This window comes from Klebsiella sp. CN_Kp066, from assembly GCF_040065135.1.
Classification (GTDB): Bacteria; Pseudomonadota; Gammaproteobacteria; order Enterobacterales; family Enterobacteriaceae; genus Klebsiella; species Klebsiella oxytoca.
The window spans coordinates 209,958-225,315 of record NZ_JBEAIU010000002.1 but is presented as its reverse complement, the minus strand read 5'-3'; the positions used below and the strand labels follow the sequence as shown (position 1 = coordinate 225,315).

At 60.8% G+C, this 15,358-nt stretch carries 16 protein-coding genes; 1 reads left to right on the top strand and 15 read right to left on the bottom strand.

The window, feature by feature from the left end:
* Positions 1-1,375, bottom strand: a 1,375-nt coding sequence (gene tkt, locus ABLV75_RS02075; protein ID WP_348854879.1) for a transketolase, incomplete at its 3' end; no start/stop codon positions are given.
* A 280-nt stretch (positions 1,376-1,655) separates the two neighbouring features.
* Between tkt and ABLV75_RS02070 the strand changes: the two genes are divergently transcribed.
* Positions 1,656-2,414 (top strand): M48 family metallopeptidase, encoded by a 759-nt coding sequence (locus ABLV75_RS02070; protein ID WP_004105643.1) that lies wholly within the window; start codon positions 1,656-1,658, stop codon positions 2,412-2,414.
* 132 nt (positions 2,415-2,546) lie between these two features.
* On the opposite strand, the gene ABLV75_RS02065 is transcribed toward ABLV75_RS02070, so the two are convergent.
* The 14 genes from ABLV75_RS02065 to ABLV75_RS02000 form a co-directional block, all read right to left on the bottom strand.
* Complete coding sequence (locus ABLV75_RS02065; protein WP_004105645.1) at positions 2,547-4,187, bottom strand: thiamine pyrophosphate-binding protein; 1,641 nt, start codon at positions 4,185-4,187, stop codon at positions 2,547-2,549.
* A gap of 14 nt (positions 4,188-4,201) precedes the next feature.
* Complete coding sequence (locus ABLV75_RS02060) at positions 4,202-5,671, bottom strand: aldehyde dehydrogenase (protein ID WP_004105652.1); 1,470 nt, start codon at positions 5,669-5,671, stop codon at positions 4,202-4,204.
* A gap of 15 nt (positions 5,672-5,686) precedes the next feature.
* The gene (locus ABLV75_RS02055; protein WP_004105654.1) at positions 5,687-6,451 is read right to left on the bottom strand and encodes an aspartate dehydrogenase; all 765 of its coding nucleotides are present in this window, start codon (positions 6,449-6,451) and stop codon (positions 5,687-5,689) included.
* Between the two features lie 9 nt (positions 6,452-6,460).
* Entirely contained in the window at positions 6,461-7,255 is a 795-nt protein-coding gene (locus ABLV75_RS02050) for an SDR family oxidoreductase (RefSeq protein WP_004105656.1), read from the bottom strand.
* Positions 7,239-8,009, bottom strand: a complete 771-nt coding sequence (locus tag ABLV75_RS02045; RefSeq protein ID WP_004105657.1) for an alpha/beta hydrolase — start codon at positions 8,007-8,009, stop codon at positions 7,239-7,241. The genes ABLV75_RS02050 and ABLV75_RS02045 overlap by 17 nt, the downstream gene beginning before the upstream one ends.
* Positions 8,010-8,018: 9 nt before the next feature.
* Complete coding sequence (locus ABLV75_RS02040) at positions 8,019-8,549, bottom strand: cupin domain-containing protein (RefSeq protein ID WP_004105665.1); 531 nt, start codon at positions 8,547-8,549, stop codon at positions 8,019-8,021.
* A 10-nt stretch (positions 8,550-8,559) separates the two neighbouring features.
* The gene (locus ABLV75_RS02035) at positions 8,560-9,816 is read right to left on the bottom strand and encodes an MFS transporter (RefSeq protein ID WP_004105667.1); all 1,257 of its coding nucleotides are present in this window, start codon (positions 9,814-9,816) and stop codon (positions 8,560-8,562) included.
* A gap of 26 nt (positions 9,817-9,842) precedes the next feature.
* Positions 9,843-11,030, bottom strand: a complete 1,188-nt coding sequence (locus ABLV75_RS02030) for an FAD-dependent oxidoreductase (protein WP_004105669.1) — start codon at positions 11,028-11,030, stop codon at positions 9,843-9,845.
* Positions 11,027-11,953, bottom strand: a complete 927-nt coding sequence (locus ABLV75_RS02025; RefSeq protein WP_004105671.1) for a VOC family protein — start codon at positions 11,951-11,953, stop codon at positions 11,027-11,029. The genes ABLV75_RS02030 and ABLV75_RS02025 overlap by 4 nt, the downstream gene beginning before the upstream one ends.
* 88 nt (positions 11,954-12,041) lie before the next feature.
* Positions 12,042-12,830 carry an IclR family transcriptional regulator gene (locus ABLV75_RS02020; RefSeq protein WP_004105673.1) on the bottom strand — a complete coding sequence of 263 codons (789 nt, stop codon included), beginning with the start codon at positions 12,828-12,830 and terminating at the stop codon, positions 12,042-12,044.
* 13 nt (positions 12,831-12,843) lie between these two features.
* Positions 12,844-13,593 carry an SDR family oxidoreductase gene (locus ABLV75_RS02015; protein ID WP_004105681.1) on the bottom strand — a complete coding sequence of 250 codons (750 nt, stop codon included), beginning with the start codon at positions 13,591-13,593 and terminating at the stop codon, positions 12,844-12,846.
* On the bottom strand, positions 13,593-14,615 hold the full coding sequence (locus ABLV75_RS02010) for an aromatic ring-hydroxylating dioxygenase subunit alpha (RefSeq protein ID WP_004105683.1): 1,023 nt from the start codon (positions 14,613-14,615) through the stop codon (positions 13,593-13,595). The genes ABLV75_RS02015 and ABLV75_RS02010 overlap by 1 nt, the downstream gene beginning before the upstream one ends.
* Before the next feature lie 10 nt (positions 14,616-14,625).
* Entirely contained in the window at positions 14,626-14,934 is a 309-nt protein-coding gene (locus ABLV75_RS02005; protein WP_004105685.1) for a recombinase-like helix-turn-helix domain-containing protein, read from the bottom strand.
* On the bottom strand, positions 14,931-15,254 hold the full coding sequence (locus ABLV75_RS02000; protein ID WP_004105687.1) for a non-heme iron oxygenase ferredoxin subunit: 324 nt from the start codon (positions 15,252-15,254) through the stop codon (positions 14,931-14,933). Before ABLV75_RS02000 ends, ABLV75_RS02005 begins: the two co-directional genes overlap by 4 nt.
* Positions 15,255-15,358: the final 104 nt, after the last annotated feature.

The window sequence follows — 15,358 nt, the reverse complement described above, 5'->3', positions numbered from 1 at the left end:
AGACCATCACCTGACGCTGCTTCATCAGCGCCGCCATACGTACCGCGTTACGCGCGTACTCGACGAACATCAGGAAGGTGGAGGTGTACGGCAGGAAACCGCCGTGCAGGGCGATACCGTTGGCAATCGCGGTCATACCGAATTCACGCACGCCGTAGTGGATATAGTTACCAGCGGTATCTTCGTTGATAGCCTTAGAGCCGGACCACAGGGTCAGGTTACTTGGCGCCAGGTCAGCGGAGCCGCCGAGGAACTCAGGCAGCAGCGGGCCGAAGGCTTCAATGGCGTTCTGCGACGCTTTACGGCTGGCGATTTTCGCCGGGTTAGCCTGCAGCTTCGCGATGAATTCGTTCGCTTTCGCGTCGAAATCAGCCGGCATCTCGCCTTTCATACGGCGGGTGAATTCTGCTGCTTCCTGCGGGAAGGCTCTGGCGTAGGCGGCGAATTTCTCGTTCCACGCGGACTCTTTCGCCTGACCGGCTTCTTTCGCATCCCACTGGGCATAGATTTCAGACGGGATTTCAAACGCCGGGTGTTTCCAGCCGAGGGCTTGGCGAGTCAGCGCGATTTCCGCGTCGCCCAGCGGCGCGCCGTGGGAGTCATGGGTACCGGCTTTGTTCGGCGAACCGAAACCGATGATGGTTTTGCACATCAGCAGGGACGGTTTGTCGGTGACCGCACGCGCTTCTTCCACCGCGCGTTTAATCGAGTCAGCATCGTGACCGTCAACGCCGCGCACCACGTGCCAGCCGTAGGCTTCAAAACGCTTCGCGGTGTCATCGGTGAACCAGCCTTCGACGTGACCGTCGATGGAGATGCCGTTGTCGTCATAGAACGCCACCAGCTTGCCCAGTTTCAGGGTACCGGCCAGGGAGCATACCTCGTGAGAGATACCTTCCATCATGCAGCCGTCGCCCATGAACGCATAAGTGAAGTGGTCAACAATGTCGTGGCCCGGGCGGTTGAACTGCGCCGCCAGGGTTTTCTCCGCAATCGCCATACCCACCGCATTCGCAATGCCCTGCCCCAGCGGTCCGGTAGTGGTTTCCACGCCCGCGGTGTAGCCCACTTCCGGGTGGCCCGGGGTTCTGGAGTGCAGCTGACGGAAGTTCTTCAGCTCTTCGATTGGCAGATCGTAGCCGGTGAGGTGCAGCAGGCTGTAGATCAGCATCGAGCCGTGACCGTTGGACAGCACGAAGCGGTCGCGATCGGCCCAGGACGGGTTCTGCGGATTATGGTTCAGGAAATCACGCCACAGGACTTCGGCAATGTCAGCCATACCCATCGGGGCACCCGGGTGGCCGGATTTGGCTTTCTGTACTGCGTCCATGCTCAGCGCACGAATAGCGTTAGCAAGCTCTTTACGTGAGGACATTTTGACTCCAGATCGGATAATGAAGGCCATGCCCGCAGCGACTTGACGACAGCGCGTTTTGGGCTACGCCGGAAAAAAGTGTGAACAATGTAACCTAAGCGGCAAAGCATGTACATGGAGCATCCTTTTGCCGTTTAAGAAATCTCTGGAACACGTTGTGCTACGGCGTAATCCTCTCGCCCGCATTCTCATATAGTATTTATAATTTGCACAGGATACGGCAGGTCAGCTATCGCCGTTTTTTCGGATAAAGAACCATAAGATTGTGGATGATAAAAAAATGAAAATTCGCTCAGCTCTTCTTGCCTTTGGGATCGCAGCAACGCTTACCGGATGTCAGAACATGGACTCCAATGGTCTGCTTAGCTCCGGCGCAGAAGCTTTCCAGGCTTATTCACTCAGCGATGAGCAGGTCAAGGCCCTAAGCGACAAAGCCTGTCAGGAGATGGATGCGAAAGCGACTATCGCGCCTGCCAGCAGTGAATACAGCAAACGTCTGAGTAAAATCGCCGCCGCGCTGGGGGACAACATCAACGGCCAGCCGGTGAACTATAAAGTGTACCAGACCAAGGACGTTAACGCCTTCGCCATGGCTAACGGCTGTATCCGCGTTTACAGCGGACTGATGGATTTGATGAATGATAATGAAGTCGAAGCGGTTATCGGCCACGAAATGGGTCACGTCGCGCTGGGCCATGTGAAGAAAGGCATGCAGGTGGCATTAGGCACCAACGCGGTACGCGCGGCGGCGGCCTCCGCTGGCGGTATCGTCGGCAGCCTGTCGCAGTCGCAGCTGGGCGATCTTGGCGAGAAGCTGGTGAACTCACAGTTCTCCCAGCGTCAGGAGTCCGAGGCGGATGACTACTCGTACGATCTGCTGCGCAAACGCGGAATTAATCCTGCGGGCCTCGCGACCAGCTTCGAAAAACTGGCGAAGCTGGAAGCCGGACGCCAAAGCTCAATGTTTGATGACCACCCGGCATCGGAAGAACGCGCTCAGCATATCCGCGATCGCATGAAGGCCGACGGGATTAAGTAAGCCCCGGCGGACTCTCACTGTTTATAGTGAAGAGGAACGCCTTGCGGAGTCCCCCCTCTCCCGGTAAGGAGAGGGTTTGGGCCCTCTAGCCGGGCGTTTTCCCCGGAGGCGGCATGCGGGCTCGCCGGCAGATTAGTACAGCGTCTTTTGCGGCGGCCCGGCAAAACGCAGCGCGCCGATCTGGCCCATCTTCACTTCCACCACCGAGGGCCCCGGCATCGCCAGCGCTTCAGTCATCACCGCCTGGAAATCATCCGCCCGATCGACGCTCCACGCCTGCAGACCGATGGCCTGCGCCAGCAGCGTAAAGTCCGGCGTATGCAGCTCGTTATAATACTGGCGGCCGCCAAAGTACTTATCCTGAATACCGCGCATCACGCCGTAGCCGCCGTCATTCATAATCAGCAGCGTCACGTTAGCCTTCTCCTGTGCCAACGTCGCCAGCTCGCCGAGGTTCAGGCTCAGTCCGCCGTCGCCGACCAGCCCCACCACTTTACGCTGCGGATTAGCAATTGCGGTGCCGATCGCCATCGGCAGCCCCATACCGATAGCACCGGCCAGAGAATGAATATTCATCAGCGGACCGTGGGCGCGAAACAGGCGGCTCCCCCACAGGCTGCCGGACACGGTAATATCGCGAACCAGGATACCGTTCTCCGGCAGCGCCTGCGCGATAGCGTCATTTAATCTGGCGTAATCACCGCACTGTTCGCGCAGCCCCTGCTCCGCCATCGCCACCGCTTCTTTTATTTGGCTATCCCAGCGCGCGTCGCCCCATATTCGCCCCTGCGCTCGTTCCGCCAGCGCGTCTAAAAACGCGCGGCAGTCCGCCACCAGCGTATTGTCCATCAGATAGTTACGGCTGGCCGCCGCCGGGTCGATATCAATCTGCACCCGCGGCGCGGGCAGTTCCAGCGTCCATGAGCGCGTTTCGTTACTGCGCAGACGTGAACCAGCGACAAGTGTGAAATCACATTGTGAAATCAACGCTTCAACCGATGGGGAATTGTGAAATGCGCGCAGGCTGGCGCGGTGGCTATCCGGCAGAATACCGCGGCCATGGGTGCTGGAAATCACCGTCATCCCGGCATCGGCCAGCGTCTTCACCGCCTCGCCGCTTTCTAAAGCGCCGCCGCCGAGCCACAGCAGCGGCCGCTTCGCCTGCTTAAGCTGAACCCACAGCGCATCAACCATTGCCTCTTCAGCTTCCGCCACCGGTGGCGTTTTCAGCGGCGTGGTCAGCAGCGAAAGCGGAATTTTCACGCTTTGAATATCGATCGGAATTTCAACCGAGACCGGACCGCACGGCGGCGTCTGCGCATCCTGAATCGCTTTATGCAGGAGCGCTACCGCCTGATTGGCGTTACTGATACGGTATGCGCGCTTTGAGCTGGCTTTCAGGAAGGTCAGCTGATCGCGGGTTTCGTGAATAAACCCGGTGTCGGCATCCAGCCAGGCCTTTTCGACCTGACCGGTCAGGTGCAGCAGCGGTGTGCCGGCGTTCATTGCCTCAACCAACGCGCCGACGGCGTTGCCCGCCCCGGCGCCGGTGCTGGTCAGCGCCACGCCGAGCCCGGAAAAACGCCCGTGGGCGTCGGCCATGGTCACCGATCCCGCCTCCCCGCGCGCCGGGACGAAGCGGATTTTTTCCCGCTGGCCGACGGCATCGGCGATCGGCAGATTGTGAATAGAAATGACGCCATATATGGCTTCAACGTGATACTGCTCCAGCGTTCTGGCGATGGCGTCGCCGACGGTTATCATTTCACTCATTGCTCACCCTTCTCTCAATCACACCAGTGGTTGACGCTATTACCCGTCGCCAGATAAATACTCTTCTGCTGCATCCAGGCCTTCAGGCCCTGGATACCTTTTTCGCGGCCCAGACCGCTCTCTTTAAAACCCCCAAACGGGGACGAAATAGAGAAAACCTTGTAGGTGTTGATCCACACCGTACCGGCCTCCAGCTGTTCGCTCAGGCGCAGGGCGCGGCCGGTATCGCGCGTCCAGATCCCCGCGGCCAGCCCGAACACCGAATCATTGGCCTCGCGGATCAGCGCCGCTTCGTCGCGAAAGCGCATCGCCACCAGTACCGGCCCAAAGATCTCTTCCTGACAGACGCGAGCCCGGTTGTTGAGTCCCTCGACGATCGTCGGCAGGAAGTAGCTGCCCGCCGCCAGCGCCGGATCCGCCGGGATCTCGCCGCCGCACAGCACGCTACCGCCTTCGCGCTTCGCCAGCTCGACATACTCCAGCACGCTCTGACGATGCTTATCGTTAATCAGCGGTCCGACGTGGGTATCCGCGCTAAACGGGTGGCCCACCCGCAGCCCTCGGGTTAATTCCAGCAGGCGGGCCATTAATTGCGGATAGACTTTTTCATCAATGAACAGACGCGATCCGGCGATGCAGGCCTGGCCGCCGGAGCTGAATATGCCGTAGCAGATACCCCGCGCCGCCTGTTCGATGTCGGCATCTTCCAGCACAATAGTTGGCGATTTTCCGCCCAGCTCCAGCGACGCCGGGATCAGCTTTTCCGCCGCCACGTGCGCCAGATGCCGCCCGGTAGCGGTACCGCCGGTAAAGGAAATTTTGCGCACCTTAGGATGGCGAGCCAGCGCATCGCCAATGACCGAGCCTTTTCCGGGCAGAACGCTCAGCAGCCCGGGAGGTAATCCGGCCTGTGCAAAAATCTTCGCCAGCTCCAGCGCCATCAGCGGCGTCGCTTCCGCCGGCTTGAGGATCACCGCGTTACCGGCGGCGATGGCCGGAGCCACCTTCTGCATTTCGCTGGCGATGGGCGAGTTCCACGGCGTAATCGCCGCCACTACGCCCAGCGGTTCATAGCGGCTCAAGGTCAGCAGATCCGCCTGACGCGGCGTCGGCAGCTCGCCTTCCAGCAGTTCGCAGGCGGCGGCAAAATAGCGCGCGGTGCCCGCCGCGCTCATGACCAGGCCCCGCGCTTCCGCCAGCGGTTTACCGTTGTCGCGGCTCTGTTTACGGGTTAACTCGTCAATTTGCGCTTCAATCAGATCGGCGACGTTATGCAGGATCTTTGCCCGCTGATGCGGCAGCATGTTCCGCCACGTCGGTTCCCGCCATGCGCGATCGGCGCAGTCGATCGCCTCCTGCAGGTCGTCCAGGCTGGCCGCATATAATGAAGCGTTAAGCGATCCATCCGCCGGAAAGCGGCTGTGCATCAGGTTGCCGCCGCCGCGCCGCCACTGACCGCCGATAAAAATGTCTAACTCGTCCATCTCAGCCTCTCTGCGTTATGTCAGTTCGCAGCAGGCGCGTACCGCGCTCAGTGCCGCCAGGGTCGACGTTTTGGGATTGCTGGCGAGCGGCAGACCGCTCAGCTCCAGGTGAAACTCGCCGAACAGTCCTTCGGCGTGCAGCGTATGGGTGTTGCGTTGGGTCGTCGGATCCACCATCAGCTGCACCCGGGTGGCATCGAGACCAATACCGCCCAGCGCCACGGTCGCCGCCACGTTGGCATTCGCCGGAAACAGCCGCGCCGCTTCGCGGGCGCTGCCTTCAAAGAAAATGCGCGTTTCATGTACCGCGCTGAGATCGATAAGCTGCTCAGCGTAGCTGCCGCGCCAGCTGGCCGGACTTTTACGCGACTGATAGGTCACGCGCTCAAGGCCGCCCTCTTTCGCCGCCGCCAGGCCATCAATACCGGCTATCGCGCCCGCCAGCAGCGTGAGCTTGCCGCCCGCCTGGCGAAGGCGCTGTTCCAGTTCGCTATCCGCCAGCGCGCCGGTGGAGATCACCGCCAGATGCCAGCCGCGGGCCAGCACCGCCTCGGCGTACTGCGCTACCGCCTGCTGGCTGGCGCATTCAAGCACCAGATCCGGCGTCCGATCGCACTGCTGCGGATCGCTCAGCGGCGTAACCGCCCCGGCAAACTGCTGGCGGATCGCCGCATGATGCGGCTCGCGAGCCACGATCCAGCCCAGCGACACCTGCGGCGGTAACCGCTCAATGATCGCCTGCGCCATCGCGCCATAGCCGATTAACATCACCTTTTTCATCATCTTTCCTTACAGGTGACGGCAAAAGCCGCCGGACACATCCAGCGCCGCGCCGGTGGTAAACGAAGCCAGCGGCGAAGCGAGAAACAGCAGCGCCTGCGCCGGTTCCTGTGGTTTGCCAAGCCGCGCCATCGGGATCCCGCGCTTACGGGCGATGTCGGCGGTCCACTCTGGCCAGCTCTGGCTCTTATCGCTGCGGTCTGCAAAACGGCGCTGCCACTGCCCGGATTCGACCATGCCCAGCAGAATGGAATTGACGCGAATCCCTTTGCCAATCAGATCCTTCGACAGGGTCAGCGTCATATTAAGCAGCGCGGCGCGGGCGGCTGAGGTGGCGATCATGTGCTCTTCCGGCTGCAGCGCCAGCAGCGAGTTCACGCAGGTAATTGAAGCGATGTCCGACCGTTCAAGCTGCGGCTGGAACGCCCTGACCGGATTAATCACCCCGAACAGCTTCAGTTCGGCTTCGTGCAGCCAGGCCTCGCGCGGCGTATCGGCGAAATGGGCGACATAGCCCTGGCCAGCATTGTTTATCAGCATGTCAGCGCCGCCAAAGTGGGCCCCGACCGCATCTGCAAAGGCCTGAACCTCTTGTTCGTTCAGAACGTCGCAGCGCCAGGTAAACACGTCGCCTGCGGGATATTCGTTTAACAGCGCCGCGTGAGCGCTGGCCAGCCGGTCCGGGTTGCGGCCGCAAAAGGCGACTTTCGCCCCTTCGCCCAATAGCAGGCGCAGCGTTTCGAAGCCAATCCCTGACGAGCCGCCGGTGACCACCGCGACGCGTCCTTCAATTTGTGCATTCATCGCGCACCTCTTCCCCTATGCGTAAAAGCTGTTGGTTAAAAAACGTAGCGTTATCGAGATAGCTGGCGTGCCCGGCCTGCGGGATGGCGAGATACGGCATGCCGTAGCGTAGCGCCACCCCCTGCACCAGCTCGGGCTGGGTGATGGCATCCTGCTCGCCGCACCACACGGCGAAGCGGCCGCGATACCCGGCAAGCCAGCGGTGGATGTCGTCGTGCGCCAGCATCCAGGCGGCAGCGAGATAGCCTTCACTGCGCAGCCTGCGCATGCCTGCCGCGACCGTCGCCACATCGGCTTCGCGCGCGCCAGCGCGCAGCAGCTTCGCCGCCCGCCCCTCGGCCATCGCCTCGCCGCCCAGAGCCATTTGCTGCTGACGCCCCTGCCAGATTTTTTCCCGCTGCGCGGCCTCCGCCTGGCCGTAGCCCTGGGCGACGTCGGCCAGCACCAGATACCGCACGCGCTGGGGATATCTGGCGGCGAAAGCGGCGGCGACCAGCGCGCCCAGCGAATGGCCGAGCAGAACGGTTTTCTGCACCCCGGCGCGGTCAAGCATCCGCGCCAGCGCATCGGCGTAGGCGCCGGCATCCGCCCTCGCCGTCGCAAGCATCGGGCTTTCGCCATAACCGGGCATATCCCAGGCCAGCACGCGGTAGCCGGGAAGCGCCATCTGTTTATGCCAGGAGGCCGCGCCGGAACTGATGCCGTGCAGCAGCGTCAGCGGCGTACCGCTTCCTTGTTCACGAAAACCCGTCATCATCCCCCCTTAGCTACGCTTCACTTTCGACAGCGGATGATCTTCCGGGTAGGTCGGAATATGCGGCTTTGGCGTACCGAGCATCACGCACATCAGCGCTTCTTCCTCGCCGTGGTTGAATAGCCCGCGATAAATCCCGGCAGGAACAGAAATCAGATCGCGTTCGCGCAGAACGGTCTCGGTGTAGTTGTCGCCATCCTGAATCATCAGGGTGATCTGCCCTTTGAGCATGAAGAACACCTCTTCCACATCATCATGCAGGTGCAGCGGGCCTTCGCACCTGGACGGCAGTACCATGGTGGAGAAGGTAAAGTGTTCCGCCTGGACGGTATTGCTATCGCTGGCGACGCCGGTCGCGCCGGTGCCAATGTAGCGCATCTGCGCGCGACGATATTTCGGGTCAAAATCTGCCTGGAACTTCAGCGCATTCCAGTCGTATTTACGGCCTTCAAAGCGCGCGATACGCGACTCGACCCACTCCTCCATCGTCAGATGTTCAGGTTTGAGACTCGGTTTTGCAGTTACGGTTGAATCAGTCATCGTTTTATCCTCAGTAACGTCTTAGCAGCGGCAGTAACAGGACGCAGCCCACCGCCGCCATCACCGCCAGAAAAATCAGCCCGGAATCCATGCTGTGGGTGAAGGCGATCAGCGCGCCCATCACCGCCGGCGATAACGCCCCGGCAAAGTTTCCCAGCCCGTTGAAAATCCCGCCCGCCGTGGCGCTGACTCGCGGATGGGTTGCCTTGGCCAGCAGCGCAAAAATATTCGGTGCGCCGATCCCCCACATAAAGGTGCTAAAGCTCATCGCCGCAATCACCGGCAGCGGGGTGGTAAAATGCATCACCGCCGCCAGGCCAATGCCTGCGCCCGCCAGGGAAATAAAGCAGGCGGCGGCGCGCTTATCGACGCGGTCAGACAGCCAGGCGCCGATAATTTCGCCGAGCAGCATGGCGATAAACGGCATCGACGACAGCCAGCCGGCGTGTTCGAGATGAATGCCTTTACCCTTAATCAGGTAGCCGGGCAGCCAGCCGTTGATGCCCCACAGATAGGCGAGAAAGGCGATGTTGAAGATGCAGATCATCCAGAAGTGCGGGCTGACAAACAGCTCGCGGCGCGCGCTGCGGCGTGCCTCCTGCGACGTTTGCCCGCCGCTGGCTTTTGCCTCCAGCGTGATGCCGCGCAGCCCGATGCGCACAAAAATCAGTACCGGTACCGTCAGCATCGCCATCACAAAGAAGGTGCTCTGCCAGCCGAAGGTGTTAAGCAACCAAATCGACAGCGGGAAGCCAATCGCCGCGCCGACCGGCGTCCCGAGCAGCCAGAGCATGGTGGCGCGCGCCTGCAAATGCTGGGGAAAGGTATGGCGGACGATAGCGAACGCCAGCGGGAACAGCGGCCCTTCGGCGATACCCAGCAAAATTCGCAGCGTCACCATCAGCGTATAGTTATGGGTAAAGCCCATCACCAGCATCAAAACGCACCACACCGCCATCATTCCGGTAAGCAGGCGCAGCGGCGCAATACGGTCGCCCAGGCCGCTTAGCAGCACCGAAGAGAATCCATAGCTCAGCAGGAAAGCGCTCATCAGTATGCCCAGACGGGTGGTGTCGAAATCGATCCCCATCGCCTGCTGGAAGTAGCTATCGGAAAACAGCGCGGCGATGCTGATTTTGTCGAAGAACGCCAGCAGTACGCAGGCCAGCAGCGACAGCGGAATGGCCCAGCGAACCGCTTTTTCAGGCGTGCGGATGCCCTCGCCGCTCGCCTCAGCAGGCGCGGCGTTAGTCTCTAATGTGGTCATTTCTCCCCCTTAAGGGTGCGGGTTAGCTATCGCAATGACATCAGTGAAAAAGCCGGATCGGCGAGCGGTACAGCGGATAAATCTCGCCCCGCCGCCATCCAGCGCTTCGCCAGCTTGACGGTGCGCGCATCATTAAACGCCACCAGCTGCGTCAGCCGCCCGTTTTCGTCCAGCGAGAAGTACAGCGAATCTTCACGCGCTATCGTTCTGCTGCCCGGCTGCGGAATACCGAGGATCTGGATATTGTGCTGATATTGATCCGACCACAGCCACGGCGCGTCGTCGTAGCCTGGCGCATCGGGGTTGAGCATCGCTTTTGCCGTCGCCACCGCCTGATTCTGGGCGAAGGCCCAGGACTGGATGCACAGGCCGTAGTGATGATGCTGCGCCACATCCCCGGCAGCAAAGATGAACGGATCCGACGTTCGCCCCTGGCTATCCACAACGATCCCGCGCTCGGTTTTCAGCCCCGCGTCGCGCGCCAGTTCGAGATTAAGATCGACCCCGATCCCCACCACCACCGCATCGAAGGTTTCCCGCCGGCCGTCGCAGTGCAGCGTTGGCAGAGCGTTATCCTCTTCCAGCTCCAGCGCGCCGCAGCCGCAGCGAATATCGACACCCTGCTCGCGGTGCATCTGCGCCAGCGCCTGCGAAACTTCCGCGCTCACCGAACGCATGCACAATGCTGGCTGCTGCTCATAAAGGGTTACGGCCACGCCGCATTTGCGCGCCGAAGCGGCAATCTCAAGGCCAATCCAGCCGCCGCCGACTATCGCCAGTTTTTGACTTGCCGCCAGACGACTTTTCAGACGCTGCGCATCCTGCCAGTGACGCAGGGTATAAACCTGGGGATGCGCCGCCCACGACTCGTCCGGTAGACGCGCTCGCCCCCCGGTGGCGATTAAAAGGACGTTGTAACTCAGGCGTTCGCCGTTGCTTAAAATCACCGTTTTAGCTAGTCGGTCAATCCGCTCTGCACGCAGCGGACGGTACCAGGTCAGGTTCAGCGCCTGCTGCGCCTCGTGCGAAAACAAGCGCGGTAGCTGCGCATCGGTATCCAGCAATGCGGCTTTGGACAGCGGCGGCCGTTCATAGAAATCCCATTCCTCTTCCGCCACTACGCAAATCTCGCCCCCGAAGCCCTGGTCGCGCAGCGTTTTCGCCGCCCAGCCGCCCGCCTGGCCGCCGCCGACTATCACGATCCGCGCCGTCATACCGCCTCCGTTTTTTTCTGCTGGCGGCGGGTATCGTGGTCGATTCCGCCTTCCACCGCCCACTCGGTAAAGGAGACCAACGAGTGCTCCAGTTCGCGCGGCTGCCAGTTTTCCGTCAGATAATCATCGTTGGTGTAGTACTCGAAGGCGCCGCCGGTGGGGCTGTTGACGTACCAGAAGTAGGCCGAGGAGACCGGGTGGCGACCGGGGCCGATGAAAGTGCTCCAGGCATTTTTGTTCATCGCGATGCCGCCGCCGATCACCTCGTGAATATCGCGGACGGTGAAAGCAACATGATTCAGCCCGCGCTTACGGTTCGGCAGCTGCAGCAGGAAGAGGTTGTGATGGCCACCGCGCGCGCCGCAGCGCAGGAAGACCGCGCGGTTAATGTAGCGGTCTGACACCTGGAAGCCGAGCACCTCGCGATAGAAGCTTTCGACCGCCGCCAGCTCTTCAATGAAGAACACCACGTGGCCGACGTTGATCGGCTGCGCGTGGTCGTAAACCGGACTCGGCGTGTCGATACGACGAATATCGCCCCACTGATTAATTGGCTCGACGTTCAGCTCCACCGCCTTTTGCTGGCTGACCTGCACTCGCAGCGTCATGCCGTTCGGGTCGAGGCACTCCAGTGCGCCGTCGACCCTGCGGAAGCCAGGCTGACGTTCCAGCTTTGGACGCAGCGCTTCCAGCGCCGCCTGGTCCGCTACGCCCCAGGTCATACGGCGCAGCGTATTGCCGGTTTCAAAAGCCGGCGGCAGGTCGGCAGCCTCCAACGGGTTAAGCTCAATGCGCGCGCCGCTGAGGGTGGTGAACACGCGGCCGCTGGCGTCGCCAGCCAGGCCAAAATCGTGCATAAATTTGGCGCTATGGTTCAGGTCATCTACGCCAAATTCCAGCTTTTCAATTCCGGTAATACTCATTTTTCGTCGCCTCTTTACCGTTCAGTCGCCCGAATTTGGGCGTAAAACATGCCCGACGCACTCAAGCGCCTGCCGTTAAGTGTTTGATTTAACTTGCCTGGGACAAATATCCCAGGAAACCGGAAATTTTGTCCGCCGCCAGGCTGACGTCGTTCTGCAGCCGCTCGCGATCGCTTTGCGGGATCTCATCTGAGGGCACCAGGATACTGACGACTCCCGCCACCCGGCCGCTGCGGTCATACACCGGGTAGACAATCGACGAAATGCCGTGGCGAAAGAAAGACTCGCCAATCACATAGCCGCGGGCTTTATCCTGCTGCACCATCTGCCACAGCGCTTCGCGATCGTGCAGCTGGCCCGGGGTGTTGCCCGGCAGCCGCTCGTTGGGGAACAGCTGTTCAAACTCGCTGCGTGAAACATCGGTCAGCAGCATGCGGCCCAGCGAGGTGCAGTGCACCGGCAGCCGGGTGCCGACGCTGACCTGGTTTATCCGCGAACCGGCCGCGCTGACGCGAGCGATGTAGATGATGTCCCGGCCATCGCGGATTGCCAGATGGCTGCTGCACTGGCTGACATCACGCAACTGCTCGATAACCGGCTGACCTACCTGGGCGATATCCAGCGAGGCAATATATTCAAAGCCCAGCCGCAGCACGTTCATCCCCAGCGAAAAGGTATTGGTGCGCGCGTTGCGTTCGAGAAAGCCCATATACTCCAGCGTTTGCACCACGCGATAGGCGGTCGCTTTCGGCATATCCACCAGCCGGTGCAGCTCGGCGAAGGTCAGATCGCGATGCTGTTCGCCAAAAGCCAGCAGCAGCTGCAGGCCGCGCTCAAGCCCCGGCACCAGATACTTCACTTCCTGCTCGTTCGCCATACCGCCTCACTTATTAGTTAAAAACAAAACCGCCGTTGACCGGGATCAGCTGGCCGGTGATAAACCGCGACAGCTCGCTGAGCAGCCAGACTACGCTGCCGGTGACGTCTTCCGGCTGCTGAGCGCCGCTGAGCGCGCGACCGTTTTCATACAGCTGATGGCGTTCCGCGGGCACGTATTCCGTCGCCTCAACGCGGATCAGCCCCGGCGCGATGGCGTTTATGCGGATCCGTTTCTCCCCCAGTTCGCGGGCCATCGAGCGGGTCATCGCGATCACCGCACCTTTACTGGCCACGTAGGCCATCAGCCGCGGCGCTCCCCACAGAGCGGTATCCGAAGCGACATTGACGATCCCGGCCCCTTCACGCAGCAGCGGCACCGCCGCGCGGGTCACCAGCCAGGTGCCTTTGACGTTAACCGTCATCACCCGATCCCACAGATCCGGATCGTAATCGAGCATGTTTTTCCCGCCGACGCCGGTGGCCATCGCCGCATTATTCACTAACCCGTCGATCGCCCCCCGCTCGCCGATAGCGCTGAATACCCGGTCGATCGACTCGCTATCGGCGAGATCGATCTCATGGGATTCAATGCAGTAGCCCTTTTCCTGCAGACGATGAGCGCTTTCCGCCAGTTCGCCCCGCAGAATGTCGCACATCACTACCGCCGCTCCCTGCCCGGCACAGGCTTCGGCAAAGTGGTAGCCCAGGCCGCGCGCCGCGCCGGTGACGACGATACGTTTTCCGTTCAACAGACCGTTCATCAGGCGGCTCCCTGCTGCTCTTCCAGGGCCGCCAAGTGCTCTTTTGCCGCTTTCTGCATCATGCGGCGCAGGCGGGAAAGGCCGACGTCGTGCTGATAAAGATATTCGCGATCGCGGGCATTCGGCGCCAGGCTTTCCAGCACCACGCGATCCTGTTCGAGCACTTCCCAGTGCAGTTTTTCCAGGCGGTTGCGGTACATAAATCGCCATAGATCGCGCTGCCAGCCCTGTACGCCGCGGATGCGCCAGAAGAAGACGCGGCAGTTGTCGTTATCTTCCGGCACCACCATGCCGACAATCCAGAAGTGGCCGCCCGGCCCGAAGCGCTTTTTGTACGGAATAGAGAGGCGCATCCAGTAGGCCCCGCTGCTGCCCAGTTCGACCCAGTCGAAGTTAACGCCAACCTGCCCTTTCTTCTCAAAAATAAACCCGGTTTTCGTCGGCTGCAGCACCATGTCGGCTTTGCGATCGCCTTCCGCCATCGAGTGCGAGGAGGAGTGAAGATAGGTGCCGTGCATCGGGTCCATCACGTTTTCCAGCGCGTACTGGTAGTTGCATTTCCACGCTGCGGTACACAGGAAGTGGCTAAATTTGTCGCTATTGGCCAGCTCTTCCGGAAAGCTCAGCTCATCAGGCTGCTGGTCGGCGGTGACGCCAAACCACAGGAAAATGGCGCCATGCGCTTCCTGAACGCTGTAGCTGCGAACGCACTGCTGACCCACCAGCGGGCAGCGGTCAACCGCCGGGACGTCTTTCACTTCGCCGTTACCGGCCACTTCCACGCCGTGATACCAGCAGGCAATGCGATCGCCCAGGTTCCAGCCCATCGACAGGCGCGCGCCGCGGTGCGGGCAGCGGTCTTCCAGCGCCTGCACCTGGCCATCTTTATTGCGCCAGACCACAATCTGTTCGCCGAGGCGGGTGATTCCCACCGGCGCCGACTGCACTTCCCAGCTCGCCAGCACCGGATACCACAGGCCGCGTAATCCTTTATCAAGATAGTTCTGTACCGTTGTTGTCATCGCTGTGTCCTCAGTATCCGTTTACCTGCAGAAATGCCTGGAAGCTGCTCTCGCTCCACGGTTCCCCCTGCTGGTCGTGCATTCTGACGCCGTTCAGGCCGTTCACCAGCTCACCGAGGCTTTCTGCGCCCTGTTCAAAGAGCGTCTCGAGGGTGGCGATAAGCTGTAGCTCCCAGCTTTCCGGCACCCGGCTGCGGGTTTGCCAGATCAGATTGGTGTAGTCGCCGGGTTTGTGAATGTTGCCGTTTCCGCCTTCCGCCGGCGGCGTAAACTGACGGCTTTCCGGCAGCGCCGGGTTAAAGTCCAGGGTTTCGCTCATGCCACGTTCTCCTCGATAAAAGAAATCTGGATCTGCTTGTCGTATACCCGCACCGGGTAGCGATGCAGGTTGCGCCCGCCGGGGCCGTGCAGACACTGGCCGGTTTTGACGTCGAATACCGCTTCATGCAGCGGGCACTCCACCTTGCCATCTTCGACAAAGCCCTGGCTCAGCAGCGCATACGCATGGGGACAAACGTCTTCCAGCGCGTAATATTCGCCATCAATCAGATAGATACCGATTTCTTTACCGTCGATACTGCCGCTATAGGGGAAATCTTCCTGTACTTGCTCCGCGTCACACACGCCAATCCAGCTCATCGCATTCCTCCGGGCTTTGTTTCATATATGAAACTCTGTTTCTTATTTAATACGGTCAATATAAGAGCGATGAATCTTTCGTCAAGCAGCAATGTGACTAATTT

Excerpts from the sequence above, each read along its gene's own strand:
- ABLV75_RS02045 (WP_004105657.1), bottom strand. The coding sequence starts at position 8,009 with ATGACGGGTTTTCGTGAACAAGGAAGCGGTACGCCGCTGACGCTGCTG.
- ABLV75_RS02030 (WP_004105669.1), bottom strand. The coding sequence starts at position 11,030 with ATGACGGCGCGGATCGTGATAGTCGGCGGCGGCCAGGCGGGCGGCTGG.
- ABLV75_RS02020 (WP_004105673.1), bottom strand. The coding sequence starts at position 12,830 with ATGGCGAACGAGCAGGAAGTGAAGTATCTGGTGCCGGGGCTTGAGCGC.
- ABLV75_RS02050 (WP_004105656.1), bottom strand. The coding sequence starts at position 7,255 with ATGAATGCACAAATTGAAGGACGCGTCGCGGTGGTCACCGGCGGCTCG.
- ABLV75_RS02040 (WP_004105665.1), bottom strand. The coding sequence starts at position 8,549 with ATGACTGATTCAACCGTAACTGCAAAACCGAGTCTCAAACCTGAACAT.
- ABLV75_RS02070 (WP_004105643.1), top strand. The coding sequence starts at position 1,656 with ATGAAAATTCGCTCAGCTCTTCTTGCCTTTGGGATCGCAGCAACGCTT.
- ABLV75_RS02060 (WP_004105652.1), bottom strand. The coding sequence starts at position 5,671 with ATGGACGAGTTAGACATTTTTATCGGCGGTCAGTGGCGGCGCGGCGGC.
- ABLV75_RS02055 (WP_004105654.1), bottom strand. The coding sequence starts at position 6,451 with ATGAAAAAGGTGATGTTAATCGGCTATGGCGCGATGGCGCAGGCGATC.
- ABLV75_RS02000 (WP_004105687.1), bottom strand. The coding sequence starts at position 15,254 with ATGAGCTGGATTGGCGTGTGTGACGCGGAGCAAGTACAGGAAGATTTC.
- ABLV75_RS02010 (WP_004105683.1), bottom strand. The coding sequence starts at position 14,615 with ATGACAACAACGGTACAGAACTATCTTGATAAAGGATTACGCGGCCTG.
- ABLV75_RS02005 (WP_004105685.1), bottom strand. The coding sequence starts at position 14,934 with ATGAGCGAAACCCTGGACTTTAACCCGGCGCTGCCGGAAAGCCGTCAG.
- ABLV75_RS02015 (WP_004105681.1), bottom strand. The coding sequence starts at position 13,593 with ATGAACGGTCTGTTGAACGGAAAACGTATCGTCGTCACCGGCGCGGCG.
- ABLV75_RS02025 (WP_004105671.1), bottom strand. The coding sequence starts at position 11,953 with ATGAGTATTACCGGAATTGAAAAGCTGGAATTTGGCGTAGATGACCTG.
- ABLV75_RS02065 (WP_004105645.1), bottom strand. The coding sequence starts at position 4,187 with ATGAGTGAAATGATAACCGTCGGCGACGCCATCGCCAGAACGCTGGAG.
- ABLV75_RS02035 (WP_004105667.1), bottom strand. The coding sequence starts at position 9,816 with ATGACCACATTAGAGACTAACGCCGCGCCTGCTGAGGCGAGCGGCGAG.